This is a genomic window from Microbacterium sp. JZ31, from assembly GCF_016805985.1.
In the GTDB taxonomy this organism is placed as follows: domain Bacteria; phylum Actinomycetota; class Actinomycetes; order Actinomycetales; family Microbacteriaceae; genus Microbacterium.
Genome location: NZ_CP017661.1, coordinates 2,605,906 through 2,630,798, shown reverse-complemented (window position 1 = coordinate 2,630,798; position 24,893 = coordinate 2,605,906). Strand labels below are relative to the sequence as shown.

The following is a 24,893-nucleotide window of genomic DNA, read 5'->3' as shown; positions in this document are numbered from 1 at the left end:
GCGTGGCCAAACTGTACTTCCGCTACGGCGCGATGAACTCCGGGAAGTCGACGGCGTTGCTGCAGGCGGCCTACAACTACGAGGAGCGCGGGCAGCGGGTGCTGCTCGCCAAGCCCGCGATCGACACCAAGGGCGCCGACCAGATCGAGTCGCGCCTCGGGGTGACGCGCACGGTCGACTTCCTGATCGGCCCGGACGACTCGGCGCGCGAGTTGTTCCTCGCGCAGCGCGAGCGCGTGCGCACGGACGAGGCGCTCATTCCGGGCGAGGGGACGCGCGACGTCGCGTGCCTGCTCGTCGACGAGGCGCAGTTCCTGACGGCTCCGCAGGTCGACGACCTGTTCCGCATCACGGTCGAGGACGGCATTCCCGTCATGGCATACGGCATCCGCACGGACTTCCGCACGGAGGCCTTCCCTGGTTCGCGCCGCCTCCTGGAGATCGCGCACTCGCTCGAGGAGCTCAAGACAATCTGCCGCTGCGGCCGCAAGGCGCTCTTCAACGGCCGCGTGATCGGCGGTCGGTTCGTGTTCGACGGCGACCAGGTCGCGATCGACGCCGCCACGGCCGCCGTGCGCGACGAGCACTTCGTGACGTACGAGTCGCTGTGCGGCACGTGCTATCTCGAGGAGTCGGGCGGCGTCCTCGCCCCGCGTTGACCTGTCGCGCCGACCGCCGCGGCGTCACGCGAGGTGAGCGGGTCCGTTCTGGAAGGATGAACGCATGAAGGTTCTCCTCGCCGGCGGTGCCGGATACATCGGTGCGCACACGGCCGTCGCCCTGCTCGATGCCGGGCACGAGGTCGTGCTGCTCGACAGCCTCGACAACACGAGCGCGCTCGTGGAGCAGCGGATCGCGCAGATCACCGGCAGGAGCGCGCCGCTCGTCGTCGGCGACGCGGCCGACGACGAGATCGTCGAGCGCGCGTTCGACGAGCACGGCCCCTTCGACGCGATCATCCACTTCGCCGCGCACAAGGCCGTGGGGGAGTCGACGCAGCGACCCCTGGACTACTACGCGAACAACCTCGACACGACGTTCGCGCTGCTCCGCGTCGGTCTTGCGCGCGGCATCCGCTCGTTCGTGTTCTCGAGCACCGGCACGGTGTACTCGGATCCGGCCGATCTGCCGTTCACGGAGGAGGCCACGCGCGACCTCGTGTCGCTGTCGAACCCGTACTCCAAGACGAAGCTGATGAACGAGGTCGTGCTGCAGGATGTGCAGCGCGTCAACCCCGACATCAACATCACGTCGCTGCGCTACTTCAACCCGGTGGGAGCACACGCGTCGGGCCTGATCGGCGAGGACCCGCAGGGCATCCCGAACAACCTCATGCCGTTCGTGGCACGCGTCGCGGTCGGGCGCCTCGAGAAGATCGCGGTGTTCGGCGACGACTACGACACGCCGGACGGCACGGGCCAGCGCGACTACATCCACGTCGTTGATCTCGCCGAGGGCCACGTCGCCGCGCTCGAGCACGCGCAGCCGGGCTTCGCGGTGTACAACCTCGGCACCGGGCAGCCCGTCAGCGTGCTCGAGCTGATCGCGTCGTTCGAGAAGGCGATCGGCCGCGAGCTGCCGAAGGAGGTCGCGCCGCGCCGCCCCGGCGACATGGCCGCGACGTACTGCGACCCCGCCAAGGCCGAGCGCGAGCTGGGCTGGAAGGCGCGCCTCACGATCGACGACATGACCCGGGACGTCTGGAACTGGCAGCAGCAGAACCCGGGCGGCTACGAGGGCTGACCCCGCAGGTGCCGTGATGAAGTCCCACGATGTCGTGCTGCGGTGGTTCACCGAGGAGCTGACGAGCGGCCGGCTGGGGGTCGGTGACCAGCTGCCGTCCGAACGGGCGCTCGCCGCGCAGCTCGGGCAGTCCCGGAACACGCTGCGGGAGGCGCTGCGGGTGCTCGAGGTGCTCGGCGCGATCGAGTCCGGCACGGGCTCGGGCCCGCGCGCGGGGACGTTCGTCACGGCCTCGCACGGCGAGGCGATCAGCACGGTGTTCCGGCTCCAGCTGGCGACGCGTCAGGTCACGCCGGAGGACGTCTTCAGGGTGCGTCTCGCGCTCGAGACGCAGGCGGCGGTGCAGTCGCGACCGGATCGCGGCGACTGGGACGCCGCGGCGGCGCTGCTGGACCGGATGGATGATCCGGAGCTTCCGGAGGCCGAGTTCCTCGGGCTGGATGCGCAGTTCCACGTGCTGTGCTCGCGCGCGGCCGACAACACGCTGCTGAGCGTGCTGATGGATGCGCTGCGCACCGTGATCGCCGATCACACACTCGAACGGGCCGCTGCGGTGAGCGACTGGCCGACGGTCGCCGCGCGCCTGCAGGACGAGCACCGGTCGGTGCTCGAGGCGCTGCGCCGGGGCAGGGGAGGCGCCGCCGCGGACCTGCTGGATCGGCACATCCGGGGCTACTACGGCCTGACGGCGGACGCCGCCCAGGTCTGATTCTCCGTCCCGGCGGCTTTGACGCCCGGGTTCCCGGAATGTAGGGTCTGTGTGGTCCGACCACATAGCTCGAAGGGGAGCGCCACACGCATGACCACCACCACAGCCGCTCCGCCGGTGCAGAAGCTCAACTGGAAGGTCCTCATCGGCAGCCTCTCGGGCAGCGTGATCGAGTGGTTCGACTTCCTCGTCTACGGCACCGTCGCCACGCTCGTGTTCAACCAGACGTTCTTCGTGACCGACGACGCCTTCCTGTCCTCGATGTTCTCGATGGCGTCGTTCGCGCTGACGTTCTTCTTCCGCCCCGTCGGCGGCATCGTGTTCGCGCACATCGGCGACCGCATCGGCCGCAAGAAGACGCTCTTCATCACGCTCACCCTGATGGGCGGCGGGACCGTCGCGATCGGCCTCACGCCCGACTACTCCGTGATCGGGATCTGGGCGCCGATCCTGCTCGTGCTGTTCCGCATCCTGCAGGGGATCGGCATCGGCGGCGAGTGGGGCGGCGCGCTGCTGCTGTCCTACGAGTACGCCCCGCGCAACCGCCGCGGCCTGTACGGAGCTGTGCCCCAGATGGGCATCTCGATCGGCCTCGCGCTCGCGTCCGGCGTGGTCGCCCTGCTCTCGCTCATGCCGCAGGACCAGTTCATGAGCTGGGGGTGGCGCATCCCGTTCGTCGCCAGCGTCGTGCTGCTCGCGATCGGCGTCTGGATCCGCTCCAGCCTCGATGAGACCCCCGACTTCAAGAAGGTGCAGAAGTCGGGCACCGTCGTGCGCCTGCCGATCGCCGAGGTGTTCCGCAAGCACTGGCGCGCCGTGCTGGTGTCGATCGGCGCCAAGGCCGCCGAGACCGGGCCGTTCTACATCTTCGGCACGTACGTGATCGCGTACGCCACGGGCCTGGGCGTCGAGAACAACGTCGTGCTGACGGCGGTGGCCGCCGCCGCGATCATCGCGACGATCTGGATGCCGATCCTCGGCCGCATCTCCGACACCATCCCGCGGGCGCTGCTGTACCGCACGGTCGCGATCGCCACGATCGTCTACGCGTTCCCGTACTACTGGATCCTGAACGTCGGCGAGGTCTGGGCCGTGTTCGTCGCGACCGCGATCGGCTTCGGCCTGCTGTGGGGGAGCGTGAACGCGATCCTCGGTACGCTGATCGCCGAGAGCTTCAGCCCCGAGATCCGCTACTCGGGTGCGACGCTCGGCTACCAGCTCGGCGCCGCGGTCTTCGGCGGCACCGCCCCGCTCATCGCCACGGCGCTGAAGGAGACGAGCGGGGGCGCCTGGTGGCCGATCTCCCTCTACGTCGCGCTCTGCGCGGCGCTGGGACTCGTCGCCTCGTTCTTCGTCACCCGCGTCGCACATCAGGAGGATTGAGGATGGTCAAGCGTCAGATCCCGAACCCGAAGGACATCTTCGAGTACGTCCAGTTCAAGAAGCCGTCGTTCGGCGGCAAGGCCCGCCGCCTACAGGACGCGCTGACGATCGCCGATCTGCGCCTGATCGCCAAGCGGCGCACGCCGCGCGCGGCGTTCGACTACACGGACGGCGCGGCGGAGGGCGAGCTGTCGATCCTGCGCGCGCGGCAGGCGTTCCAGGACATCGAGTTCCACCCGGACATCCTGCGCCCCGCCGAGGACGTCGACACCTCCACGGAGATCCTGGGCGGTCCGAGCGCGATGCCGTTCGGCATCGCGCCGACCGGCTTCACGCGGCTGATGCAGACCGAGGGCGAGACGGCCGGTGCGGGCGCGGCCGGAGCCGCCGGCATCCCGTTCACGCTGTCGACGCTCGGCACCACCTCGATCGAGGACGTCAAGGCCGCGAACCCGCATGGCCGCAACTGGTTCCAGCTGTACGTCATGCGCGATCGCGACATCTCGTACGGGCTCGTGAAGCGCGCCGCCGCCGCGGGCTTCGACACGCTGCAGTTCACGGTGGACACGCCCGTGGCGGGCAACCGCATGCGCGACTACCGCAACGGCTTCTCGATCCCGCCGCAGCTGACGCTGAAGACGGTGCTCGACACGCTGCCGCGGCCCTGGTGGTGGTTCGACTTCCTCACGACGCCCAAGCTCGAGTTCGCGTCGCTCGCGACCACGGGCGGCACGGTGGGCCAGCTGCTGAACTCGGCCATGGACCCGACGATCAGCTTCGACGACCTCGCGATCATCCGCGAGATGTGGCCGGGCAAGATCGTGATCAAGGGCGTGCAGAACGTGCCCGACGCCGTGAAGCTCATCGACATGGGCGTGGACGGGCTGATCCTGTCGAACCACGGCGGCCGCCAGCTCGACCGCGCCCCGATCCCGTTCCACCTGCTGCCGAAGGTCGTCAAGGAGGTCGGGAGCGACGCGACCGTCATGATCGACACCGGCATCATGAACGGCGCCGACATCGTCGCCTCCGTCGCACTGGGTGCGAAGTTCACGCTCATCGGCCGTGCCTATCTGTACGGCCTCATGGCGGGCGGGCGCGCGGGCGTCGACCGGACGATCGCGATCCTGCGCAGCGAGATCGAGCGCACCATGAAGCTGCTGGGCGTGCAGTCGCTCGCCGAGCTCGAGCCGCGCCACGTCACGCAGCTCACGCGGGTCGCGCCGGTGTCGGTGGCCTACGCCGACGCCGCGGAGGCGGCGCCGGCGCCGAAGGCCGTTCCGGTGCGCACCCCGCGCGCGAGCGCCGTCGCGAAGACCGATGCGCCGAAGCCCGCCGCGCAGAAGGCGAAGGCGCCGGCCAAGCCGCGCGCGAAGAGCGCCGCGGCGAAGACGGCCGAGCAGCCCGGCACGACGCCGCTGGACGCGGCCAAGGAGGCCTCGGACGGCGTCAAGGCCGCCGAGGAGACCATCGAGGGCTGAGCCGGCGATTCGCGGGAAAGCGCGCAGGATCGGATCCTGCGCGCTTTTCTCGTGCGCTGCGGCCGGTGCGTCAGGCGCGCGGGGGGAGAGAGGGCAGCAGCTCCTCGAGCTTGTCGGCCGTGTCCTGCCAGCCGCGGACGTCGATGCACTCGACCTGCCCCATCGCACGCACGGGATAGTCGTTGCCGTCGGGGTCGAGGCGGTCGCCGTAGAACAGCATGCCGTCGAGCGGCACACCCGTCTCCTCGGCGAGGCGGCGCATCCCGTACGCCTTGTCGATGCCCTTGCGGGTGATGTCGACCGACGTCGACCCGCCCGAACGCACCTCCAGATCCGGCAGCCGGGCGGCGACCGCGTCGCGCAGCTGCGACTTGCGCTCGCCGGTCGGGTCCCAGGCCTTCTTGGCATCGACGGGCGCGGCCTGGCCGAGCGCCGAGAACGTGATCTGCGACCCGCGGTCCTCGAGGATCGGGCCCCACGTCTGCGCCTCCCACAGCCCGAGGCGCTTGGCCTCCTCCTCCACCGCCGTGACCGCGCGCTGCTTCTCGTCGGCGGTGAGGTCCTGGGCGTAGAGCATGACGAGCTCGTCGCCCTCGAAGCGGAAGTACTGCGTGCCGCAGGTGGGCAGCAGATGGATGTGCGCGAGCGTCTCGGCGGGCGCGTGCGGCAGCCGGTCGACGACCTGGGCGCGGAACTGCGCGATCTGCCCGCCCGAGATGATCGCGACCTCGACGCGCTCCGCGAGCCGGATCAGCAGCTCGCCGATGCGGGGATCGATCGGGCTCTTCGACGGAGCGAGCGTGTCATCCAGATCGAACGACACCACACGGGGCGCAAAGGTCATGACGTCCAGCCTAAAGTGGCGCCCGGATCGCGACGTGCACGGGCGGCGGCTTGGGTCGCGGGGTACGCCGGGATCCCGGATCATCCGGCTCGGCTCGGTCCGGGATGCGGGCGTTCTCCGGAGATCCGGGGACTGATCCGGTGGCGGTTCGTTGCACCCGTTCGGATCGGGTAGACTTGCAGGGTTGCAAAACGGGGTGTGGCGCAGCTTGGTAGCGCGCGTCGTTCGGGACGACGAGGCCGCAGGTTCAAATCCTGTCACCCCGACGTCATGACAAGGGACCAGCCGAGAGGCCGGTCCCTTCGTCGTTCCGCGAGGTTGCGCGCGGCTGGCCCCTTCGTCGTTGCGCGAAGGAGTGTCAGGTGGTCGCGCGGCGCACCAGCTCGCGCAGCCGCGCGGCGCTCGCCTCGCTCCAGCCGGCGACGCCGAAGTGCGTCGCCCACATCTCGCCGTCGTCGAGGGTGGCGCGGTCCTCGAAGCCGATCGTCGAGTAGCGCGAGCCGAACTTGCTCGCGGGCTGCAAGAACACGACGATCTTCCCCTCGTCGTTCGCGAATCCGGGCATCCCGTAGTAGGTCTTAGGCACCAGGTGGGGTGCGCCCTCGGACACGACGGCGTAGAAGCCGTCCGCGATCTCGCGGTCCGTCCCCGACAGTTTGCCGATGGCTTCGCGGACCGCCTTCTCGCCCGCCTCGCGGGTCTTGCCGGCTTTCGCCTGCGCGCGCAGCTCCGCGGCTCGCTGCTTGACCGCGTCGCGCTCTTCCTTGCTCAGGGTCTCGGCCATGGTGATCCTCTCCTCTCCTCGCCGCCCGTTCAGGCGGTGAGTCCAGGCTAGGAGCGGCCGGAGCCGAGCGCTTCTCGATTCCTGACCGGACGATCCGACCGAGTCAGGCGCGCGGGGCGAGCGTGAGAAGCGAGACCTCCGGGCGGCAGGCGAACCGCACGGGCGCGTAGATCGAGTGGCCGAGACCGGCACTGACGTTCAGCGGCACGACGCGGCCACGGTGCGACCACATCGACAGGCCCCGGGCCTGGCGGAGCGGGATGTCGCAGTTCGCGACGAGCGCGCCGTAGAACGGCACCCGCACCTGGCCGCCATGCGTGTGACCCGCGAGCAGCATGTCGGCGCCGAGTGCCGTGAGACCGTCGAGCACCCGGCGATACGGGGCATGTGCGACGCCGAGCGTCACGGGAGCGCCCGGCAGGGTCGCGAGCGCGTCGTTCGCCGCCTCGAGGTCATCGAGGTCGTGGTGCGCGTCGCCGACGCCGAACAGCCGCACAAGGTTGTTCCGCACCGTGAGGGCAGCGGCGCCGTTGTCGACGCTGCTCCAGCCGAGCTCATCCGTCATGAACGCGTCCAGCGCGGCGGTGTCGAGGCGCACGGCCTTGGGGGCGGCGTCGGACGGACCCGAGAAGTACTTGAGCGGGTTGCGCGGCCCGGGCGCCCACATGTCGTTCGAGCCGTGCACGAAGACGCCCGGCACGCCGCGCAGCGGCGCCAGCGCCCGGCGCACGCCCTCGAGCCCGTCGGCGTGTCCCAGCGCGTCGCCCGTGCTGACGACGAGGTCGGGGCGCAGACCGACCAGCCCCGCGATCCAGCGCTGCTTGCGGCGCTGCCAGGGCGCCATGTGGATGTCGGAGATGTGCAGGATGCGGATCGGTGCGGAACCGGGCTCGAGCAGGCGCACCACGTGGCGGCGCACCGTGAACAGCTGGCGCTCGATGCCGACGCCCCAGACGACCGCGGCCGCGCCGGCCGCCGCGAAGGCGCCCAGCGCGGCCACGCCGCGAGTGACAGAACCCACTAGTCGTCGTCGCCCGAGCACTTGGCGGCTTCGTAGTTCACCGACACGGTCGTGCCCTGCGGTGCGACCTCGCCGCCGCCCGGATTCGTGCCCGTGACGCGGCCTGCGCCGGCGCCCTTCTTCTGCTCACACTCGCCCCGCTCGGCATCGAAGCCCGCGCCGGAGATCGCCCGCATCGCGTCCGAGAGGGACGAGCCCTGCACGTCGGGCACCGTACCGCCCTTGCCGTTGCTCGGGCGGATCGTCACGGTGGTTCCGGCGGCAACGCGGCCGGCGCCCGGGTCCTGCGACTCGATCAGACCCTCGGCCTGCGTGCCGGCGACGGGCTCCCCGACGACCGGGTTGAAGCCGGCGTTCCACAGCGTGTTCTTCGCCTGGTCGACCGTCTGGCCGACCACGCTCGGAAGGTCCGCCATGATCAGACGCGACAGGTTCGGATCGGCCGGCGGGAACTGCCCGCCGGGGTAGACGGCGTTCGCGGCTCCCTGCACAGCACTCGAGATGCGGTAGCGGAGATTGGACACGACATCGGCGGGCGCATACGTCTGGAACAGGTTCGCGTGCCCGCTCACGTTGCCCACCCACACGAAGGTCGACGCCTTGGTCGAGGTCTGCACCATCGACGTCTGCTCCCTCTCATGCGTGCCGGTCTTGCCGATGACCGGGACGGCGTCGTAGGCCTTCGCGGGCGCACCCGTGCCGCCGTTCATCACGGAAGCCAGCGCGGCGGCCGCGGTAGCCGCGACCTCGGGCGCGAGCTTCTGCTCGCACGTGGTCTCGGGCAGCGGCTGCTCCTCGCCTTCGGCGTTGGTGATCTTCTCGATCGCCTTCGGCTCGCACTGGATGCCGTTGTTGGCGATCGTCGCGTACACCGATGCCATCGTCATCGGCGCGACGTTGAACGAGCCGAGGATGTCGAACGGAACCGGCGTGCGCTCGATGTTCGGCTCCTTGTCGGTGACGAGGTACTTGCCGTCACCCGTCTGGACGTCGAGGCGATCGGCGACGCGCATGATGTCGCACAGGTTCAGCCGCGATGCCATCGCGAGGTAGCCGGAGTTCAGCGAGTCGCGCGTGAAGTTCGTGATCGATCCCGTGTAGCCGCCGACGTTGTTGAAGTTCTGGATTTTCGACGTCTGGGGGATCGGGGCGCCGTCGCAGTTGAAGCCCTCGAACGACGTGCGATTCACGCCGTTGAGCCGTTCGTTGATCGAGTGGCCCTTCTCCAGCCAGTCGAGCAGCGTGAACACCTTGAACGTCGAGCCGACGGAGAAGCCCCGCGAGCTGCCGTGGTCCTGATCCGCCGCATACACCTGCGCCGAATACCCGCTTCCGGGCTTGGCGACATCCGGATCCTCGCTGAACGTCGTGTTCTGCGCCATCGCCCGGATCTTGCCCGTGTCTGCCTCAAGCGTGACGGCGGTCGCGCCGAAGTCCATGCCGGGCAGGGTCGCGGGCGCGTAGTCGCGCATCGCCTGCTCCGCCGGCAGCTGCACCTTGAGGTCGAGCGTCGTGTAGACGTTCAGGCCGCCGCGGCGCAGCGCCTCGGGCCCGTAGTTCGGATCGGACTCGATGACGGTCTTGACGTACTGGCAGAAGTAGGCGGATCCGCCGGCGGCGGTGCAGCCCTTCTCGCGCGGGTGGATGCTCGGCTCGATCGGCGCAGCGTGGGCCTCCGTGTACTCGGCCTCCGTGATCTTGCCGTCCTCGTAGAGGCGCGTCAGCACGTAGTTGCGGCGGTCCTTCGTCGCCGCGTAGCCGTTCGCCTCGCCGTTGACCTCGTTGTCGGGCTGGTCGATGCGGTAGTAGTTGGGGTTCTGCACGATGCCGGCGAGCGTCGCCGCCTGCACGATGGTCAGATCCTTCGCCGAGACGCCGAAGTAGTACTGCGCGGCGGCCTCGATGCCGTACGTGACACCGCCGAAGTTGGCGATGTTCAGGTAGCCGAGCAGGATGTCGTTCTTCGAGTACTCCTTCTCGATGGCGATCGCGTAGCGCATCTCCTGGAGCTTGCGCTCGTAGCCCTCGGCGCCGTCGGCGGTGGTGTACTTCGTCCAGCAGGCGAGGAGGGTCTCCTGGTCGGGCGAGTCCTTCTCGCACTCCTGGATCAGCACGTTCTTGACGTACTGCTGGCTGATGGACGAACCGCCCTGGGTGTCGCCGCCGCCGGCGTTGTTGACGAGGGCGCGCGCGGTTCCGATCAGGTCGACGCCGCCGTGCTCGTAGTAGCGCGGATCCTCACTCGAGAGGATCGAGTCGTACATGACCTGCGGGACCTCGTCCCACGACACCGGCGTGCGGTTCTGGTCGTAGAACGACGCGAGCTCGTACGGCTCGTCGCTGTTGGGGTCGTCGACGTAGATCGTGGTCGGCAGCATGGGCTGGTCGACCTCGAGGTAGCTCGGGAGCTTGTCGAACAGCGTGATCGCGCTCGACGCGGCGTAGCCCGACACGGCGATGGCCGGGGTGACCGTGGCGGTGACGAGAACGCCCGCGACCGCGCTCAGGCCGACGAGGCCGAGCACGCCGCCGAGCACACCGCTGGCCGTCCTTTTTCCTAGAGGCATAGGGTGATCGTAAGCCGTCACCCTGAGCGATTTCCGGATCCCGGGCGCGTCGTGGCGGCCGCACATCCGTCTCCCGGCGCGTTCGCCGCCGGCATCCGCACCCGGAAGGACGCTCCATGACCACGTGGGAGTACCTCACCACGCCCCTGCTGATCCACAACACGGCCGCCATCCTGAACAACTGGGGAAAGCAGGGCTGGGAGCTCGTGCAGGTCGTGCCGAACAACGAGGGCGGGCTCGTCGCCTACCTGAAGCGCCCCGTCGGCGGCGGCGCCGCCAACGCGGGTCTCGGCCACGCGGCTGAGGCGGCGCGGCAGTTCGAGGGCGAGCAGTGACGGTCGCCGCCCGGCTGGCGGAGCTCGGCATCGAGCTGCCGCCGGTCGTTCCGCCCGTCGCGGCGTACATCCCGGCGAGGGCGCACGGCGACGTGGTGCAGACCTCGGGTCAGCTGCCGATGGTGGCGGGCGAGCTGCCCGCGACCGGCAAGGTCGGCGCGGAGGTCACGGCGGACGACGCGAAGGGCCTCGCGCGCCAGTGCGCGCTGAACGCGCTCGCCGCGGCCGCGGACGCCGTGGGCGGCGTGGACCGGATCACGGGCGTGCTGAAGGTCACGGGCTTCGTCGCATCCGTCCCCTCGTTCACGGGTCAGCCCGGCGTCGTCAACGGCGCGAGCGAGGTGCTGGGGGAGATCTTCGGCGACGCCGGCCGTCACACGCGCTCGGCCGTGGGCGTGCCCGTCCTGCCGCTTGATGCGCCGGTCGAGGTCGAGGTCGCGTTCCTCTTCGAGTAGCCCTCTCTCGACTCGCTTCACTCGCTCAACCACCGGACCGAGAAAGGGAGGGCGCCGTCCGCGAGTCGGACGGCGCCCTCCCTTTCCGTGTCAGCGCACCTGGGCGGAGATGACGCTCATGACCGCCGTGTCCGCGAGGGTGGTGGTGTCGCCCACCTCGCGTCCCTCGGCGACGTCGCGCAGCAGGCGCCGCATGATCTTGCCCGAGCGGGTCTTGGGCAGCTCGCCCACGATGTAGATGTCGCGCGGACGGGCGATCGCGCCGATCTGCTCGGCGACCCACTGGCGCAGCTGCTGCGCGAGGCCCTCGGGGCTGTGCTCGCGCAGGTAGCTCTCCTTGAGGATCACGAACGCCACGACTGCCTGGCCGGTGGTCTCGTCCGACGCCCCGACCACGGCCGCCTCGGCGGTGGCCTCGTGGGCCACGATCGACGACTCGATCTCGGCGGTGGAGAGGCGATGGCCCGAGACGTTCATGACGTCGTCGACCCGGCCCAGCAGCCAGATGTCGCCGTCCTCGTCGAGGCGCGCGCCGTCGCCCGCGAAGTAGTAGCCCTTGTCCTCGAACTTCTCCCAGTACGTCTCCTTGAAGCGCTCGGGGTCGCCCCAGATGCCGCGCAGCATGCTGGGCCAGGGCTCGGTGATCACGAGCAGGCCGCCCGCGTCGTTGCCGACGGGCTCGCCTCCCTCGGTCACGACGTCGATCGAGATGCCGGGAAGCGCGACCTGCGCCGAACCCGGCTTCGTCTCCGTCACGCCCGGGAGGGCGGAGACCATGATCGCGCCCGTCTCGGTCTGCCACCAGGTGTCGACGACGGGGGTCTTGCCCGCGCCGATGATCTCGCGGTACCAGACCCACGCCTCGGGGTTGATGGGCTCGCCGACCGAGCCCAGCACGCGCAGCGACGACAGGTCGCGCGCCTGCGGGATCTGCCGTCCCTGCTTCATGAATCCGCGGATCGCCGTGGGCGCGGTGTAGAAGATCGTCACGCCGTACTTCTGGATCACGTCCCACCAGCGGCCCGGCTCGGGGTGATCCGGCGTCCCCTCGTAGAGCACCTGCGTCGCGCCGTTCGCGAGCGGGCCGTACACGACGTACGAGTGCCCGGTGATCCATCCGATGTCCGCCGTGCACCAGTACACGTCGGTCTCGGGGTGCAGATCGAACACGTTGCGGTGCGTGAACGCGGTCTGGGTGAGGTAGCCGCCAGACGTGTGCAGGATGCCCTTGGGCTTCCCGGTCGTGCCCGACGTGTACAGGATGAACAGCGGGTTCTCGGCCTCGAACGCCTGCGCCTCGTGGTCGGCGGAGGCCTGCGGCACGACGTCGTGGTACCAGACGTCGCGGCCGGGGGTCCACTCGACGTCGTTCTCCCCGCGCTTGACGACGAGCACGTGCTCGACGGTCTCCTGCTCGCCCTGGCCGTTGCGGTCGGCCAGCGCCTGGTCGACGGCCGGCTTGAGCGGTGAGACCTTGCCCTTGCGCCAGCCGCCGTCCGCCGTGATGACGAGCTTGGCGCCCGCGTCGTCGATGCGCGCACGCAGGCTGTCGGCGCTGAAGCCGCCGAAGACGACGGAGTGGATCGCCCCGAGCCGCGCGACCGCGAGCATCGACGCGACGGCCTCGGGGATCATCGGGAGGTAGATCGCGACGCGGTCGCCCTTGCCGACGCCGAGGTCGCTCAGCGCGTTCGCGAGGCGCTTGACCTCGTCGGTCAGCTCGGCGTACGTGATGCGGCGCTCGTCGCCGGGCTCGCCCTCCCACAGCAGCGCAACCCGGTCGCCGTTGCCGGCCTCCACGTGGCGGTCGAGGCAGTTGTACGCGACGTTCAGCTCGCCGTCGGGAAACCACTGCGCGAACGGCGGGTTCGACCAGTCGAGCACCTGCGTGAAGGGCTTGTGCCAGTGCAGCAGCGCGCGCGACTGCTCGGCCCAGAAGCCCTCGCGGTCGCTGTCGGCCCGCTCGTAGAGGTCGGCGCCGGCGATCGCGCTCGCTGCGAACTCGGGAGAGGGCGCGAAGCGCCGGGTCTCGCTGAGCAGGTGGTCGATGGTGTTCTCGGCGCTCATCTGGCTGTGCGCTCCTTTGCGACGTGACGATCCGTGTGCTCCGCCGCGTCCCTGCGGCGGTCTGGAAGCCGGTCAGGCCGGCCCCGTGCGGGAAGTGCCCGCGTTCCGAACGTACGCCGGGTGCGCGGGGCCTGATACCGACGAAAGGGAGTAGCGGTCGTCCACAGGGCTTCCTGCGCACGGCTTGTGCGCGGTTCGCCCCGGATGCCGCCTCCGCGTGGCCGGGGATTCCTAGCGTCGGAGCATGGCCGAACCGTTCGTCGTGCAGCCCCGCGCCCGGGGCGAGGCGGATGTTGTGCGGTCCGCGGACGACGGGCTCTCCCCCGCGGGGCCGCTGGGTGCGCTCACGCCGTACCTGGCGGATGCGGCGGTGACCGACGTGTTCGTGAACGGCGCCACCGGGCTGTTCGTCGACCGCGGCGACGGCCCGCGCTCCGATCCGTCGTGGCGCGCGTCCGAGCGCGAGGTGCGTGAGCTCGCCACGGCGCTCATCGCGCGCGGCGGGCGCCACATCGACGATGCGACGCCGTGCGTCGACGTGCGGCTGCAGGACGGCATCCGGGTGCATGCCGTGCTGCCGCCGGTCGCGACGAGCGGCACCGCGCTGTCCATCCGCATCCCCCGTCTGCGCGGCGTCGACCTCGATGCGCTGTGCCGCGGCGGATCCTTCGGCGAGGACGCGCGTCGCTGGCTGGTGCGGATCGTGCACGATCGGGCGAACCTGCTGATCAGCGGGGCCGCCGGCACCGGCAAGACGACCCTGCTCGGCGCGCTGCTGGCGCACGCTCCGGCGCACGAGCGGATCGTCACGATCGAGGACGTCGCCGAGCTGCGCATCGCGCATCCGCATCACGTGTCGCTCGAGGCGCGGCAGGCGAACCTCGAGGGCGCCGGCGCGATCGATCTCGCGCGGCTCGTACGCGAGTCGCTGCGCATGCGACCCGACCGGATCGTCGTGGGCGAGTGCCGCGGCAGGGAGGTGCGCGAGCTGCTCACGGCGCTCAACACCGGGCACGACGGCGGGGCGGGCACGCTGCACGCGAGCGGGCTCGCCGAGGTGCCGGCCCGGCTCGAGGCGCTCGGGGCGTTGGCGGGCATGGGCGACCACGCCGTCGCGCGCCAGGTGTGCAGCGCGATCGGGTACGTGCTGCACCTCGAGCGGCGACCCGACGGATCGCGTCGGCTGGCGAGCGTGGGCAGGTTCACCGAGGCGGGCGGACGGCTGGGCATTGAGCCCGTCGCGCCCTGGGAGGACGCGACATGAGCATGCCGGCGGGCGGATCGGTGCGCGGATCAGCGCGTGGATCGGCGCGGAGAGCGCGCACGGAGAGGAAGGATCCGAGGCGATCCTCTTCGGGAAGCGGGATCTCCTCGCGGAGACCCTCGCGAGGCCCGTCGCGAGGCCGGGCGCGAGCGGGCGACGAGGCGGCCGCGATCGCCGGACGCGTGCTCAAGCTGGCGGTGCTGCTGCAGGCGGGCGCGAGTCCCGACGCCGCGTGGCGGCACCTCGCGGGCACGGGCGACGCCGATGCCGAGCGGATCGCCCGTCGCGCGTCGGCGGGCACTCCGCTCTCCGAGGCGATCGAGGAAGAGGCACGCCGCCGCGGCGGCGAGCCGTGGCGGGACGTCGCCGCCGCGTGGGAGATCGCCACGGCCGTCGGCGCACCGCTCGCCGACTGCCTCCGGTCGATCGCCGCCGCCCTGCGCGACGCGCGCGAAGCGCAGGACGACGTCCGGATCGCCCTCGCGGAACCCGCCGGGACGGCGCGGCTGATGACCTGGCTGCCGCTCGCGGGACTGCTGCTCGGCGCCGCCCTGGGGTTCGACGTGCTCGGGGTGCTGTTCACCACCCCCTTCGGCATCGCGTGCCTCGTGGCGGGCGTCGCCCTGCTGCTGATCGCGCGGACGTGGACCCGTCGGCTCGTGCGCGCGGCGCAGCCGCCGCCGGGCACCCCGGGCATGCACGCCGAACTCACGGCCATCGCGCTGAGCGGCGGCGCGTCGATCGAGCGCGCGGAGCGTCTGGTGGCCGAGGCGCCCGGTGGCCCGCGTCCCGGCGGGGAGGAGACGGCCGCCGTGCTGGCGCTGTCGCGGGACGCGGGCGTGCCGGGCGTCGAGCTGCTGCGCGCCACGGCCGCGCACGAGCGCCAGAGCGCACGCACCGACGGGCGCCTGCGCGCGGCGAAGCTCGGCTCGCGGCTGCTGCTACCGCTCGGGGCCTGCACCCTGCCCGCGTTCCTGTGCCTCGGCGTCGCGCCCATGCTGCTCGGCGTGCTCTCGGCCACCCCGCTCCCGGCCCTGCCCGGGTGATCCATCGGCCCTCCCGGGCCACCCGCTCCGAAGAAAGGAACCTTTCATGATCGATGTCACCTCCGACCCCGCCCCGCGCGGGGTCGCCGAACTGCTCGCCGACGACACCGGCGCCTCCACCGCGGAGTACGCCATCGTCACGATGGCCGCCGTCGCGTTCGCGGGCGTGCTCGTCGTCATCATGCGCTCGGGCGAGGTGCGCGAGATCCTGACCGATCTCGTCCGCCGCGCGCTGTCGGTCGCGTGATCCGGCGCGTCGCACACCGTCGCGACGCGCCTCTCGGCGGCGGGGAGCGGACGGCGGGCGAGTGCGGCTCGGTGGCCGCAGAACTCGCTGTCGCGCTCCCCGCCGTCGTGATCGTGGTGGCGCTCGGCATCGGCGGGCTCATGGCCGCCGCGACGCAGGTGCGGCTGCAGGATGTCGCCGCCGACGGCGCGCGGCTGGTCGCGCGCGGCGAGCCCGACGGGCGCGCCGCGGGCGTGGTCGCGCAGGTCGGCGGCGCGCGGGCGGCGGTCTCCTGGAGCGGCGAGCTGGTGTGCGTGACCGCGAGCGCGGACGTGCGCGTCGCCGGCGTCGCCCTCCCGCTCCGTGCCGTGAGCTGCGCGCTCGGCGGGGGACTGTGAGCCGCCATGGCCGGATCCGCGCTCGCCGCCGGTGTCGCCGGCGCCACGGCGGCGCTCATGCTCGGACTCACGCTCGCCGGAGCCGCCGCGGTCGAGAGCCAGCGCATCGCGAGCGTCGCGGATGCCGCCGCGCTCGCCGCGGCCGACGCCGCCAGCGGGGCGATCACGGGCGACCCGTGCGGACGGGCCGCCGAGGTCGCCGGAGCGCAGCGGGCGAGCGTCGCCTCCTGCGCGCTCGACGGGCTGATCGCGACCGTCACGGTGGGCGCGACCTTCGCCGGCCTGCCGGTCGGCGCCACCGCGCGGGCGGGGCCGCCGCCGCTGCCCGGATGATCCGACGTCGAAACAGCGCGAGCCGACGCACATCACTCCTTATGTATTGTGTGCAACGACGAAAGGACACCCGTTGTCATCAGGCAAGAAGCTCGTCATCGTCGAGTCCCCGACGAAGATGAGGTCGATCCAGGGCTACCTCGGCGACGATTACGAGGTGCTCAGCTCGGTGGGTCACATCCGCGACCTCGCCGACAAGCGCGACATCCCCGAGAAGGATCGCGCCGCGTACGGCAAGTACTCGATCGACATCGACAACGGGTTCGACCCCTATTACGTCGTCAGCGACCGCAAGACCAAGACGGTCTCCGAGCTGAAGCGGGCGGTGAAGAGCGCCTCCGAGGTCCTGCTCGCCACGGATGAGGACCGCGAGGGCGAGGCCATCGCCTGGCACCTGCTCGAGACGCTCAAGCCCAAGGTGCCGGTCAAGCGCATGGTGTTCCACGAGATCACCAAGGACGCCATCCGCGCCGCGGTCGACCGCACGCGCGACCTCGACCTCGCGCTCGTGGACGCGCAGGAGACCCGGCGCATCCTCGACCGCCTGTACGGGTGGGACGTCTCGCCCGTGCTGTGGCGCAAGGTCGGCAGCGGTGCCGGCGGCCAGGCGCTGAGCGCCGGTCGCGTGCAGTCGGCGGCCACGCGCCTGATCGTGGAGCGCGAGCGCGAGCGCATGGCGTTCGTCTCCGCCGACTACTGGGGCCTTCAGGCCCGCGCGGCGCGTGAGGACGAGGGCTTCTCCGTCCGGCTCGTCCGCCTCGACGGCGCCGCCCTCGCGTCGGGTCGCGACTTCGACGACCGGGGCCAGCTCAAGCGCGCCGTGGTCGTGCTCGACGAGCAGGCCGCCCGCGCGCTCGCCGCCGCGTTCGACGCGGCGGGCGAGGCCACGGTCACGAAGGTCGAGGCCAAGCCCGGCAAGCGGCGCCCGTACGCGCCCTTCACGACGTCGACGCTGCAGCAGGAGGCGGGCCGCAAGCTCGGCCTGTCCGCCAAGAACACGATGTCGGTCGCCCAGAGCCTCTACGAGCGCGGCTACATCACCTACATGCGCACCGACTCGACGAACCTGAGCGCGCAGGCCGTGAAGGCCGCGCGCGAGCAGGCGGTCGCGCTGTACGGCGAGAGGGCCGTGCCGCTCAAGCCGCGCGTGTACGCGTCCAAGAGCAAGAACGCGCAGGAGGCGCACGAGGCGATCCGGCCCTCGGGCGAGCAGTTCCGCACGCCCAAGCAGGTCTCGGGCGAGCTCGGACGCGATGAGCTGCGGATGTACGACCTGATCTGGAAGCGCACGGTCGCGAGCCAGATGGCCGATGCGGAGTTCGAGACCACGACCGTCACGCTCGAGGCGCAGGCCGACGGCAAGACCGCCGAGTTCACGGCATCCGGCACGGTCTACACCTTCAAGGGCTTCCTCGACGCCTACGAGGAGGGCAAGGACGAGCGCCGCCGCGACGCCGACGAGGCCGAGAACCAGTCGCTGCCGCAGGTCGCGACGGGCGACAGGGTGGCGCTGTCCGATGCCGAGGCGAAGGGCCACTCGACGACCCCGCCGCCCCGTTTCACGGAGGCGAGCCTGGTCAAGGCGCTCGAGGAGAAGGGCATCGGACGTCCCTCGACGTTCGCGAGCATCATCGGCGTGATCCTGGACCGCGGCTACGCCTCCAAGCGCGGCCAGGCGCTCGTGCCGTCGTGGCTCGCGTTCAGCGTGGTGCGGCTGCTCGAGCAGCACTTCGCGGACCTCGTCGACTACGACTTCACGGCCGCGCTCGAGGACGACCTCGACGCGATCGCACGCGGCGAGCAGAAGCGCGTCGAATGGCTGCGCTCGTTCTACTTCGGCTCGGGCGAGCACCCCGGGCTCCGGAACATCGTCGACAACCTCGGCGAGATCGACGCGCGTGCGCTCAACGCCACGCCCCTCACCGACACCGCGACCCTGCGCTTCGGCAAGTACGGTCCCTACATCGACGTGGCCGACCCGTCCGACCCCGACGGCAAGTCGCGCATCGTCAACGTCCCCGAGGACCTCGCGCCCGACGAGCTCACGGCCGAGAAGGTGCAGGAGCTCATCGAGGCGCCCGTCGCGGGCGACCGCGTGCTGGGCGAGAACCCCGAGAACGGCAAGCTCGTCGTGGTGAAGGACGGCCGCTTCGGCCCCTACGTCCAGGAGCAGGATCCGGTCGACCCCGACGCCGTGGACGCCGCGACGGGGGAGGTCGCCGAGGAGGCGCCCAAGAAGCGCACCGCCAAGAAGGCCGCGGCGCCCAAGCCGCGCACCGCGTCGCTGTTCAAGTCGATGTCGCCCGAGTCGATCGACCTGGACGCCGCGCTCAAGCTGCTGTCGCTGCCGCGCGTCGTGGGCACCGACCCGGCCACGGGCGAGGAGATCACGGCCCAGAACGGCCGCTTCGGGCCGTACCTCAAGAAGGGCGCCGACTCGCGCTCGCTCGAGAGCGAGAGCCAGATCTTCGACGTGACCCTCGAGCAGGCGCTCGAGCTGTACGCGCAGCCGAAGTACGGCGCGCGCCGCGCATCGAGCGCGCTCAAGGAGCTCGAGGCGGACCCGGTCAGCGGCAAGCCGATCCGCGTGCGCGACGGCCGCTTCGGCCCGTACGTCACCGACGGCGAGACGAACGTCACGATCCCGCGGGGCACGACGCCCGACGAGATCACGTTCGAGCGCGCGGTCGAGATGCTCGCCGACAAGCGGGCCAAGGGGCCGGCCCCCAAGCGCGGCCGCGGCGGCGCCAAGGCAGCGCCCGCCAAGGCCCCGGCGAAGAAGACGACGACCGCCAAGAAGCCCGCGACCGCCAAGAAGCCCGCGACGTCCGCGTCGCGGTCGGAGGCGGCGAAGAAGGCCGCCGCGACGCGCGCCGCGAACCGCGCGAAGAAGGCCGCGGAAGAGCAGTGAGCGCCGATCGCGGCCTCTGGATCACGTTCGAGGGCGGCGACGGCTCGGGAAAGACGACCCAGTCCCGGCTGCTGCAGGAGTGGATCGAGGCCACGGGCCGCACGGTCGTGCGGACCCGAGAGCCGGGCGGCACCGAGGTCGGCGTGCTGATCCGCGACATCGTGCTCCATCACCGCGGCGACATCGCCCCGCGCGCCGAGGCGCTGCTCTACGCCGCCGACCGCGCGCACCACGTCGCGACGCTCGTGGAGCCCGCGCTCGCGCGCGGCGAGGTCGTGATCCAGGATCGCTACCTCGACTCGTCCGTCGCCTACCAGGGAGCCGGCCGCGTGCTCGACGCGACGGAGGTGCGTGACCTGTCGCTGTGGGCGACGGGCGGCGCGCTGCCGGACGTGACGGTGCTGCTCGACCTGGATCCTGCGGTCGCGCGCGTCCGCCTCGACGCCGTCGACAAGCCGTTCGACCGCCTCGAGGCCGAGAAGGCCGACTTCCATGCCCGCGTGCGCGCGGCGTTCCTCGCCCTGGCCGAGACCGAGCCCGAGCGCTTCCTCGTGCTCGACGCGTCGCGCTCGGTCGAGGAGCTCGCCGCTGCCGTTCGCGCGCGGATCGAGCCGCTGCTCTGAGGCCTCGCGCGGCCGCGACGGCGACCGAGCGTGTCGCACGCCGCGGTTAGGGTGGAACGCATGACGATCGCGCCCGCCTCCGCCCTGCCGTGGGGCGAGGTGTGGGGGCAGGACGCCGCCGTCGAGACGCTGCGCGCCGCAGCCGCCGATCCGGCCGCGCTCGCGCACGCCTGGCTGATCACCGGCCCGCCCGGCTCCGGCCGCGCCCCGCTCGCGCACGCGTTCGCCGCCGCCCTGATCGCCGAGGGTCCGGAGGACGAGCACACGATGCGGCAGGTGATCGCGGGCACGCATCCCGACATCACGGCGCTGCGCACCGAGGGCGTCATCATCACGATCAAGCAGGCGCGCGAGCTGGTCGAGCGGTCGTACTTCTCGCCCTCGATCGGGCGGTACCGCGTCGTGGTGGTCGAGGACGCCGACCGGATGACCGAGCGCACGTCGAACGTGCTGCTGAAGGCGCTCGAGGAGCCTCCCGAGCGCACCGTGTGGATCCTGTGCGCCCCGAGCGACGCCGACCTGCTGCCGACCATCCGCTCGCGCGTGCGCGTGCTGCGGCTGCGTGAGCCCGACGTCGACCAGGTCGCGGCGCTGATCACGGCCCGCACGGGCGTCGACGCCGCGGTCGCCGAGCAGGCCGCCCGTCACGCCCAGCGGCACATCGGGATGGCGCAGCGCCTCGCGACCGACGAGGCATCGCGGATCCGGCGCGACGAGACGCTCCGGGCCGTGCTGCGCGTGCGCGGCATCGCGGATGTCGTCGAGGTCGCGGGGCAGATCGTGCAGGCCGCCACCGACGACGCCAAGGCGCTCACCGCCGAACGCGACGAGGCCGAGCGCAGCTCCCTGCTCCGCACGGTCGGGATCGCGGACGGCGCGCGGATCCCTCCCGCCGTCCGCAGTCAGCTGACCGCTCTCGAGGACGAGCAGCGCAAGCGCGCCACGCGCAGTCTCCGCGACGGCCTCGACCGCGTGCTGACCGACCTGCAGTCGCTCTTCCGCGACATCGTGATGCTCCAGTTCCGCGAGGACGCCGACATCATCAACCTGGAGCTCATGGAGGACATGCGGGAGCTGGCCGCGAAATGGCCCGCCGCCCGCACCCTCACCGTGCTCGACCACATCGCCTCGACGCGCGAGGCGCTCGAGCAGAACGTGCAGCCCACGCTCGCGCTCGAATCGCTCCTCGTGACCGTCGTCAGCGGCAGATCCCCCTCCTGAGGAAGAACAGCGTGATCCGCACTCTCCGTCGTCCCCTTGCCGCGCTCGCGATCCTGCTGACGGGCGCACTCGCGCTGTCCGGATGCCTGTACTCGCAGATCCCCGCCCGCGAGGCGAACGGGCCGTGCGTCTCCGCGCCGAGCGCGACCACCGACGTCGCGGACGACCTGAAGCCGGTCTACGAGCAGCAGATCGAGTGGGCGGACTGCGGCGATGGCATGGAGACCGCGACGGTCACCGCGCCGCTCGACTGGAACGACCCCGGCGCGGGCGAGATCGAGCTCGCCCTCGTGCGGCAGCCCGCAACGAGCGGCGAGGCCACCGGCTCGCTGCTCGTGAACCCGGGCGGGCCGGGGGCGAGCGGATACGACTTCATCGCGGAGTCCGTCGACTTCGCCGTGAGCGAGCAGCTGCAGGAGCAGTACGACATCGTCGGTTTCGACCCGCGCGGTGTCGGCCGCTCCACCTCCGTGACCTGCCTCGACGCAGCCGAGATGGACCAGTTCCTGTACGCGATCCCGGAGCACGAGCGCGGCACCGCCGAATGGGAAGAGGAGCTGACGGACGCGAACCGCCAGTTCGCCGAGGCCTGCGAGCAGAACAGCGGCGGGATCCTCGAGCACATCACGACCGAGCAGTCCGCGCGCGACATGGATCTGCTGCGCGCCGTGCTGGGCGACGAGCAGCTGACGTACCTCGGCTACTCGTACGGCACGTTCCTCGGCGCGACCTACGCCGAGCTGTTCCCGGATCGCGCGGGCCGGCTCGTGCTGGACGGCGCGCTCGATCCGGCCGTGTCGGGCACCGAGGTCGGCCTCGCGCAGGGGCTCGCTTTCGAGAAGGCGCTGCGCACGTACATGCAGGCCTGCCTCGACGGCGCCGCCCAGGAGGGCGGCGGGTGCCCGTTCTCGGGCACGGTCGACCAGGCGATGGGTGATCTGGCCGCGCTGCTGGCTGCCGTCGACCGGTCGCCGCTGCCCGCTGCCGACGGCCGCGAGCTCGGAGCCGACACGCTCACGACGGCGATCGTCGCGGCGCTGTACGCGCCCGAGAACTGGCCGTACCTCACGGAGGCGCTGACGACTGCGCTGCAGGGCGATCCGACGACGGCCTTCCTCCTCGCCGACTTCTACAACGGGCGCGAGGATGGGCAGTACACGGACAACTCCACCGAGGCGTTTCAGGCGTACAACTGCATGGACTATCCCGCCGACGACCAGGAGACGCAGGATGCCGCGACCGCGCGCCTGCAGCAGGACGCCCCCACGATCGCGCCGTACTGGGAGGGCCCCGGCGTGTGCGAGGTCTGGCCCTACGAGCCCACGGGGGAGCGCAACCAGATCGCGGCGTCGGGAGCCGCGCCGATCGTGGTGATCGGCACGACGGGCGATCCCGCGACTCCGTACGCATGGGCGCAGTCGCTCGCGGATCAGCTCTCGAGCGGAGTCATGGTCACGTTCGAGGGCGAGGGGCACACTGCCTACAACGGCCAGAGCGCGTGCGTCGACGACGCCGTCGACGCCTTCTTCCTCGACGGCACCGTCCCGGAGGACGGTCTGGTCTGCACGCCGTAGCCGCGACGCACCCGGACGCTGCCCGGTTCGGAGCACGGTTCCGGATCGGGTATGATGGTTCATCGTGCCGCGCGAGCGGTGCGCACGCCGCTTTAGCTCAGTCGGCAGAGCGATTCACTCGTAATGAATAGGTCGTCGGTTCGATTCCGACAAGCGGCTCGTCAAGGCCTCCGGACTCCACTCCGGGGCCTTTTCGCCGTCCCGGGAGCCGCCCGCGAGGCGTGGGCACCGCCCGCGGCGCAGGAGATCTGCACGCATTCGGAGGATTTCGGCCGCATCCGCCCCCGGCCGGTGGATTTCTCCTCGTCCTGTGGCGCAATGAGGGAATGACCACCACCCCACCCGCCCTGATCACCGACACCACGGACGCCGTCGACTGGTTCGCCCGCAGGCTGCGCCACGAGACGGACCCCTCGGACGTCGCCGCCGCGCGGGCGGCCGGTGAGCAGCTCACGCTCATCGACGTGCGCAACCAGGCGTCATTCGACCAGGGCCACGTGCCCGGTGCTCGCCACATCCCGCGCCCCGAACTCGCGGCGCGTCACGGCGAGCTCGCCGGTCTGCCGAACCTCATCGTGTACTGCTGGGGTCCCGCGTGCAACGGAGCAACCCGTGCCGCTCTCGAGCTCAGCCGCCTCGGCTACCCGGTCAAGGAGATGATCGGCGGATTCGAATACTGGGCGCGCGAGGGGCTCGCGATCGAGTCGATCGACGGGCGCTCGCGCCGCCCGGTCGATCCGCTCACGGCGCCGCTGACCTGAGCATCGGAGGGCGCTTCGCACCTGGCAGACTGGAGGGATGACCGTCGCGTCCCCTCCGTCCCGTCCCGTCTGATGCTGGGGGGAGCGCTCGGCGCCATCACGGAGATCCTGACCTGGGTCGGGATCGGCGCCGCCGTGCTGTTCGGCGGCGCCGCGCTGATCGTGCGGCTCGCCGACGGCACGTGGGAGCCGATCCGCGCCGTGCTGATCGACGACCCGGCGCCCACGACGCACGCGCGGCAGGTCGTGCGCTGGTTCGGGGAGGACGGCGTGCACGAGGCGCCGCTCACCGACGAGATGCGCGCGGCCGCCCGCGGCGACGAGCTCGAGCTGTTCCACCGCGTCGGAACGCGTGACGACGTGCGGCTGCACGAGCGCTCGCCCGTGCCGCGCCTGCTGGGCGGCGTCGCGCTGGCGTGCGGCGCGGTCGGCGTGCTGGCTCTCGTCGTCCAGATCGTCGCGATGGTGGCCGCCGGCTAGGCGGAGCCCACCCGGTCGGCGGGAGCCGTGCGGCCGGCAGGACCTACGGGCTGGCGCAGGATCGTCCGCCGCCGCTCAGGCGGCACGCGGCGGAAGTCGCTCAGATAGATCTCGTGGTGGCGCCCGGTCGGCACGAGCCCCTCGCGCGGGAGCACCTCGTCGTGCATGCGAGCCAGCACGGGGCCTCGTCGTCGAAGGAGCCGACGTGCAGCGTCTGCACGCAGCGCCCCTCGGCCAGCGACTCCAGGCGCACGCGCGGTGGTGCGTCGACGGCCGCGAACATCGCGTCGTCGATCCACTCGGGCACCAGCAGCAGAAGCGTCCAGTCCCACTGCGTCTTGTCGCGTGCGGTCGTGAACGCGCCCATGTCGTCGGCCCACCACAGCCCCTCGAGCGGCGGCACCACGTAGTCCCGCCCGAGCTCGCGCTTGCTGGCGAACTTCAGCCGATACGCCACGGGGTAGAGCGCCTCGACGGCCTCGCCGAACACGGCGGAGTTCGGATCGCCGTGTCCGTCGGTCATCAGATAGCGCGTCACGGGCACGTCGAGGAAGCGGAACTCGCCCCGCCGGGCGCGATAGCCGTCGAGCGTCTTCTTGACATCCACCTTGTCGGTCATCCGCCACCTCCCGCGGCCATTCTCCTGCGGATCGCCGCGGGCGTACCC

At 71.3% G+C, this 24,893-nt stretch carries 22 protein-coding genes, 2 tRNA genes and 2 pseudogenes; 20 read left to right on the top strand and 6 right to left on the bottom strand.

The annotated features are described in order from the left end of the window. Nucleotides 1–2: 2 nt before the first annotated feature. From BJP60_RS12555 to BJP60_RS12535, 5 genes and pseudogenes are all read left to right on the top strand, one after another. Nucleotides 3–659: a thymidine kinase gene (locus BJP60_RS12555; RefSeq protein ID WP_203136110.1), complete on the top strand. Its 657-nt coding sequence runs from the start codon at nucleotides 3–5 to the stop codon at nucleotides 657–659. Between the two features lie 64 nt (nucleotides 660–723). Next, nucleotides 724–1,743 carry a UDP-glucose 4-epimerase GalE gene (gene galE, locus BJP60_RS12550; RefSeq protein ID WP_203136108.1) on the top strand — a complete coding sequence of 340 codons (1,020 nt, stop codon included), beginning with the start codon at nucleotides 724–726 and terminating at the stop codon, nucleotides 1,741–1,743. 16 nt (nucleotides 1,744–1,759) lie between these two features. Then, the gene (locus tag BJP60_RS12545; RefSeq protein ID WP_203136106.1) at nucleotides 1,760–2,452 is read left to right on the top strand and encodes a FadR/GntR family transcriptional regulator; all 693 of its coding nucleotides are present in this window, start codon (nucleotides 1,760–1,762) and stop codon (nucleotides 2,450–2,452) included. A gap of 90 nt (nucleotides 2,453–2,542) precedes the next feature. Next, the gene (locus BJP60_RS12540) at nucleotides 2,543–3,835 is read left to right on the top strand and encodes an MFS transporter (RefSeq protein WP_203136105.1); all 1,293 of its coding nucleotides are present in this window, start codon (nucleotides 2,543–2,545) and stop codon (nucleotides 3,833–3,835) included. Nucleotides 3,836–3,837: 2 nt separating this feature from the next. Beyond that, nucleotides 3,838–5,064: pseudogene (locus BJP60_RS12535) on the top strand (alpha-hydroxy acid oxidase); the annotation flags it as partial. A gap of 322 nt (nucleotides 5,065–5,386) precedes the next feature. Here the strand turns inward: BJP60_RS12535 and BJP60_RS12530 are convergent. Beyond that, entirely contained in the window at nucleotides 5,387–6,160 is a 774-nt protein-coding gene (locus tag BJP60_RS12530) for an HAD-IIB family hydrolase (protein WP_203136101.1), read from the bottom strand. 192 nt (nucleotides 6,161–6,352) lie between these two features. Between BJP60_RS12530 and BJP60_RS12525 the strand changes: the two genes are divergently transcribed. Then, nucleotides 6,353–6,426 (top strand) — tRNA-Pro (locus BJP60_RS12525). Between the two features lie 92 nt (nucleotides 6,427–6,518). On the opposite strand, the gene BJP60_RS12520 is transcribed toward BJP60_RS12525, so the two are convergent. From BJP60_RS12520 to BJP60_RS12510, 3 genes are all read right to left on the bottom strand, one after another. Next, nucleotides 6,519–6,944, bottom strand: coding sequence for a hypothetical protein (locus BJP60_RS12520; RefSeq protein WP_203136099.1), 426 nt, complete (start codon nucleotides 6,942–6,944; stop codon nucleotides 6,519–6,521). A gap of 103 nt (nucleotides 6,945–7,047) precedes the next feature. Then, nucleotides 7,048–7,965: a metallophosphoesterase gene (locus BJP60_RS12515; RefSeq protein ID WP_203136098.1), complete on the bottom strand. Its 918-nt coding sequence runs from the start codon at nucleotides 7,963–7,965 to the stop codon at nucleotides 7,048–7,050. After that, nucleotides 7,965–10,532, bottom strand: coding sequence for a transglycosylase domain-containing protein (locus tag BJP60_RS12510; RefSeq protein ID WP_203136097.1), 2,568 nt, complete (start codon nucleotides 10,530–10,532; stop codon nucleotides 7,965–7,967). Before BJP60_RS12510 ends, BJP60_RS12515 begins: the two co-directional genes overlap by 1 nt. Nucleotides 10,533–10,648: 116 nt before the next feature. On the opposite strand from BJP60_RS12510, the gene BJP60_RS12505 reads away from it, so the two are divergent. Further along, on the top strand, nucleotides 10,649–10,867 hold the full coding sequence (locus tag BJP60_RS12505) for a DUF4177 domain-containing protein (protein WP_203136096.1): 219 nt from the start codon (nucleotides 10,649–10,651) through the stop codon (nucleotides 10,865–10,867). Next, on the top strand, nucleotides 10,864–11,322 hold the full coding sequence (locus tag BJP60_RS12500; protein ID WP_203136095.1) for a RidA family protein: 459 nt from the start codon (nucleotides 10,864–10,866) through the stop codon (nucleotides 11,320–11,322). The genes BJP60_RS12505 and BJP60_RS12500 overlap by 4 nt, the downstream gene beginning before the upstream one ends. A 90-nt stretch (nucleotides 11,323–11,412) precedes the next feature. Here the strand turns inward: BJP60_RS12500 and acs are convergent, their stop codons facing one another. Continuing rightward, on the bottom strand, nucleotides 11,413–13,389 hold the full coding sequence (gene acs / locus BJP60_RS12495; protein ID WP_203136094.1) for an acetate--CoA ligase: 1,977 nt from the start codon (nucleotides 13,387–13,389) through the stop codon (nucleotides 11,413–11,415). A gap of 244 nt (nucleotides 13,390–13,633) precedes the next feature. On the opposite strand from acs, the gene BJP60_RS12490 reads away from it, so the two are divergent. The 12 genes from BJP60_RS12490 (at nucleotide 13,634) to BJP60_RS12435 (ending at nucleotide 24,226) form a co-directional block, all read left to right on the top strand. Then, nucleotides 13,634–14,653, top strand: a complete 1,020-nt coding sequence (locus tag BJP60_RS12490) for a TadA family conjugal transfer-associated ATPase (protein WP_203136093.1) — start codon at nucleotides 13,634–13,636, stop codon at nucleotides 14,651–14,653. A gap of 182 nt (nucleotides 14,654–14,835) precedes the next feature. Then, a complete protein-coding gene (locus BJP60_RS12485; protein ID WP_238439427.1) occupies nucleotides 14,836–15,699 on the top strand; it encodes a type II secretion system F family protein in 864 nt (287 codons plus the stop codon). Between the two features lie 46 nt (nucleotides 15,700–15,745). Beyond that, complete coding sequence (locus BJP60_RS12480; RefSeq protein WP_203136092.1) at nucleotides 15,746–15,946, top strand: DUF4244 domain-containing protein; 201 nt, start codon at nucleotides 15,746–15,748, stop codon at nucleotides 15,944–15,946. A gap of 71 nt (nucleotides 15,947–16,017) precedes the next feature. After that, nucleotides 16,018–16,323, top strand: a complete 306-nt coding sequence (locus BJP60_RS12475; RefSeq protein WP_238439426.1) for a TadE family type IV pilus minor pilin — start codon at nucleotides 16,018–16,020, stop codon at nucleotides 16,321–16,323. Nucleotides 16,324–16,329: 6 nt separating this feature from the next. Beyond that, a complete protein-coding gene (locus BJP60_RS12470; RefSeq protein ID WP_238439425.1) occupies nucleotides 16,330–16,656 on the top strand; it encodes a helicase in 327 nt (108 codons plus the stop codon). A 73-nt stretch (nucleotides 16,657–16,729) separates the two neighbouring features. Continuing rightward, nucleotides 16,730–19,567, top strand: coding sequence for a type I DNA topoisomerase (gene topA, locus BJP60_RS12465; protein WP_203136090.1), 2,838 nt, complete (start codon nucleotides 16,730–16,732; stop codon nucleotides 19,565–19,567). Beyond that, a complete protein-coding gene (gene tmk / locus BJP60_RS12460; protein ID WP_203136088.1) occupies nucleotides 19,564–20,190 on the top strand; it encodes a dTMP kinase in 627 nt (208 codons plus the stop codon). Before topA ends, tmk begins: the two co-directional genes overlap by 4 nt. Nucleotides 20,191–20,250: 60 nt before the next feature. Next, on the top strand, nucleotides 20,251–21,411 hold the full coding sequence (locus BJP60_RS12455) for a DNA polymerase III subunit delta' (RefSeq protein WP_203136086.1): 1,161 nt from the start codon (nucleotides 20,251–20,253) through the stop codon (nucleotides 21,409–21,411). An 11-nt stretch (nucleotides 21,412–21,422) separates the two neighbouring features. Beyond that, on the top strand, nucleotides 21,423–22,985 hold the full coding sequence (locus BJP60_RS12450; protein ID WP_203136084.1) for an alpha/beta hydrolase: 1,563 nt from the start codon (nucleotides 21,423–21,425) through the stop codon (nucleotides 22,983–22,985). Between the two features lie 86 nt (nucleotides 22,986–23,071). Continuing rightward, nucleotides 23,072–23,144, top strand: a tRNA-Thr gene (locus tag BJP60_RS12445). Nucleotides 23,145–23,311: 167 nt separating this feature from the next. Then, nucleotides 23,312–23,746 (top strand): rhodanese-like domain-containing protein, encoded by a 435-nt coding sequence (locus BJP60_RS12440; RefSeq protein WP_203136082.1) that lies wholly within the window; start codon nucleotides 23,312–23,314, stop codon nucleotides 23,744–23,746. A gap of 72 nt (nucleotides 23,747–23,818) precedes the next feature. Next, nucleotides 23,819–24,226, top strand: a complete 408-nt coding sequence (locus tag BJP60_RS12435) for a hypothetical protein (protein ID WP_203136080.1) — start codon at nucleotides 23,819–23,821, stop codon at nucleotides 24,224–24,226. Here BJP60_RS12435 and BJP60_RS12430 read toward each other — a convergent pair. Continuing rightward, nucleotides 24,223–24,845: pseudogene (locus BJP60_RS12430) on the bottom strand (GyrI-like domain-containing protein). The gene BJP60_RS12435 and the pseudogene BJP60_RS12430 overlap by 4 nt on opposite strands. Between the last annotated feature and the right edge of the window lie 48 nt (nucleotides 24,846–24,893).